The following is a 2,287-nucleotide window of genomic DNA, read 5'->3' as shown; positions in this document are numbered from 1 at the left end:
CAGGTAATCCTCATGCCTAGCGATATACGAGGGAGGAATTCTCATGGGTAAACAATCCACCAGAGAAAACAAAACTATTTACCAGCTTTGCCGAGAAGCGGCAGGACTTACAAGAGCAGAGGCCAGCGAAAAAATGGATGCTGTCTCTGCTTCAAAAATTGAAAAATTTGAATATGAAACCCAAGAACCTACGCCTTATGATATCCTCCAGATGGCAGATGCCTATAAAAGACCAGATCTTTGCAATTATTACTGCTCTCACAAATGCGAAATAGGCCAGCGTTATGTTCCAGAAGTAGAAGTGACTAATTTGTCAAATATCATTTTGGAGACAATTGCCAGCTTAAATGAAATCAATCCTCTTACCGGCCGTCTGATTCAAATTGCACGTGACGGCAAGATCAGCGATGATGAAATGAAAGATTTTGCTTATATCAGTAAAAAACTTGATGAGATTTCTTTAGCCATAGACTCTTTGAATCTTTGGGTAGATAAGACAGCCGGGGAGCAGGGGCTCAATCTTGAACTTTTAAATGCCGAAAAAACAAAATTAAAATAATCCACACTGCACGAAAGGCAATGGTCTATTTTGGATTCATTGCCTTTACCTTACATACGTTGCAATTGATTGACTATACTTTCGGTCCTTCGAATTGCTTCTTCTACCTGTCTTTTTGCATTATTGATCCGGTCTTGGACCACCCAGTCCACAACAAATCCATCAAAAAAATAATCCGCAAAAGAAAGAAAATCTCCAGTATTGATATTCAGGTTACATGCCATATTTACATCGTTTAATTCTCTGCTGAAACTACGAAGATCGTACTTTGCCTGTTCCATATTTCGTTTCGCCTGATCCATTTTGGAATGTTTTAACAACGTGGTGAAAAAGCCACCGCCAAACATATCTACCAGACCCCAGTTCTTTGCACTGTTTAAATTTTCTTTTGCTGTACGAAGACTATTCAGTGCTCTTCGGCCAGCTTCAATAGCTTCTCTCTTTTCTTTCTCAATATCATATCCCATTCGTTTTCTCCTTCTGATCCATTATGAACGTGATGTTGCCAATGCTACAATGCCACCGACAATTAACAATGGAAAAGCAATATACATCAGTCCACCCAAAACCATACCTATCAATATCACCGGGAAGAAGATTACTGTGCAAAGTAATTTCATAATTCCCCAGGATGCTTTTAACCCAAAAGCAAATAATTTTCCTACAAACCAGATCATACAAATTGTAAACAATAATGATAACATTTTTTACCCCTCCTGAAACTCATTCTAATATATGCCTTTTTTTGATTCTTTTTCTGCTATATATTCAGATGTATTCTTTATTCCAAACTTATTACAGAATTCCGGATTTTTCTCCATTTTTTCTATGATTCGGATCAATCGAATTCTCTGTACTGCTTCCATCCGATCACCTCGCTATTCTGCTTTGCTGTTGATATTGTCAGTATAGCAGATTATTTTTTCACAATAAATATCCATTATGAAGAATTGAACCTTTATATTTCTCGAATTTCAAGAATTCTCTTTTTTGTGCTCCAGGGCGTTTTCTTTCAGCCTAATTCTTTTCAATGCTTTTCAGATATCTCCCGCACCACTCCCAGGCCCAGTGCGGGCACACAGAATATCTCCCTATGTTTTCCACACTGTTCATATACTTCTTCCAGATCAAACCACTGAACTTCCTCTACTTCTTCTGTCTGAAGAACAAGTTCCGCTATATTCACAGGCTCCCGATAGATGTAGACAAAAGCAATTTCTTCATCCCGAAACATTTTTCCATGGAATTCCTTTGCGAAGGATATGGGGAAGGTTCCGGCAAAGTGTAGCTGTTCCGGTGTTGCGCTGATTCCCAGTTCTTCTTTCAGTTCCCGAAGTGCAGATTCCAGTGGTTCGTCTCCTGCCTGGATGTGTCCTGCCGAGGAAGTATCAAATTTTCCCGGAAAAGAATCCTTGTTTTGTGAGCGTTTCTGTAAAAGAATCTGCACTCTGCCTTCCTTTTTCCGAATAATCCATATGTGGGCTGTTCTATGGGGGATTCCTTCTGCATGGGCTTTTTCCCTTGATACAATCTGTCCAGCCGGATTACCTTTGCTGTCTATAACGTCAAATAATTCCATCTATTTTTCCTTCTTTAATTTATAAAAAATTCAAACAGTCTTGTCCCTGTCAGTTCTTTATTTTATTTTTCGATAAAGTGAATTCTGTCTGGATAAAACCGATCCTGCTGAGGTCTTGTTTCTGCCGGATAACCCAGTGCAAACATGGA

General features: G+C 39.0%; 4 protein-coding genes. 1 reads left to right on the top strand and 3 read right to left on the bottom strand.

Going from position 1 to position 2,287, the window contains the following annotated elements; all coding sequences use genetic code 11:
* The first annotated feature begins 43 nt into the window (after positions 1-43).
* Complete coding sequence (locus tag AC075L_RS06270; RefSeq protein ID WP_055053640.1) at positions 44-559, top strand: helix-turn-helix domain-containing protein; 516 nt, start codon at positions 44-46, stop codon at positions 557-559.
* A 50-nt stretch (positions 560-609) separates the two neighbouring features.
* Here AC075L_RS06270 and AC075L_RS06265 read toward each other — a convergent pair whose 3' ends face one another.
* The 3 genes from AC075L_RS06265 to AC075L_RS06255 all read right to left on the bottom strand — a co-directional run bounded on the left by AC075L_RS06265 (position 610) and on the right by AC075L_RS06255 (position 2,138).
* Positions 610-1,026: a hypothetical protein gene (locus AC075L_RS06265; RefSeq protein WP_055053639.1), complete on the bottom strand. Its 417-nt coding sequence runs from the start codon at positions 1,024-1,026 to the stop codon at positions 610-612.
* Between the two features lie 21 nt (positions 1,027-1,047).
* Positions 1,048-1,263 carry a hypothetical protein gene (locus AC075L_RS06260; protein WP_055053638.1) on the bottom strand — a complete coding sequence of 72 codons (216 nt, stop codon included), beginning with the start codon at positions 1,261-1,263 and terminating at the stop codon, positions 1,048-1,050.
* A gap of 323 nt (positions 1,264-1,586) precedes the next feature.
* Positions 1,587-2,138, bottom strand: a complete 552-nt coding sequence (locus AC075L_RS06255; RefSeq protein WP_476387371.1) for an NUDIX hydrolase — start codon at positions 2,136-2,138, stop codon at positions 1,587-1,589.
* Positions 2,139-2,287: the final 149 nt, after the last annotated feature.

It is taken from the genome of Blautia sp. ZXY-1-B12 (assembly GCF_056339915.1).
The sequence above is the reverse complement of the archived record's forward strand: the minus strand, read 5'-3'. Positions and strand labels throughout refer to the sequence as shown.

Coding starts and splice junctions, on each gene's coding strand:
- AC075L_RS06270 (WP_055053640.1), top strand. CDS start 44: ATGGGTAAACAATCCACCAGAGAAAACAAAACTATTTACCAGCTTTGC.
- AC075L_RS06265 (WP_055053639.1), bottom strand. CDS start 1,026: ATGGGATATGATATTGAGAAAGAAAAGAGAGAAGCTATTGAAGCTGGC.
- AC075L_RS06260 (WP_055053638.1), bottom strand. CDS start 1,263: ATGTTATCATTATTGTTTACAATTTGTATGATCTGGTTTGTAGGAAAA.
- AC075L_RS06255 (WP_476387371.1), bottom strand. CDS start 2,138: ATGGAATTATTTGACGTTATAGACAGCAAAGGTAATCCGGCTGGACAG.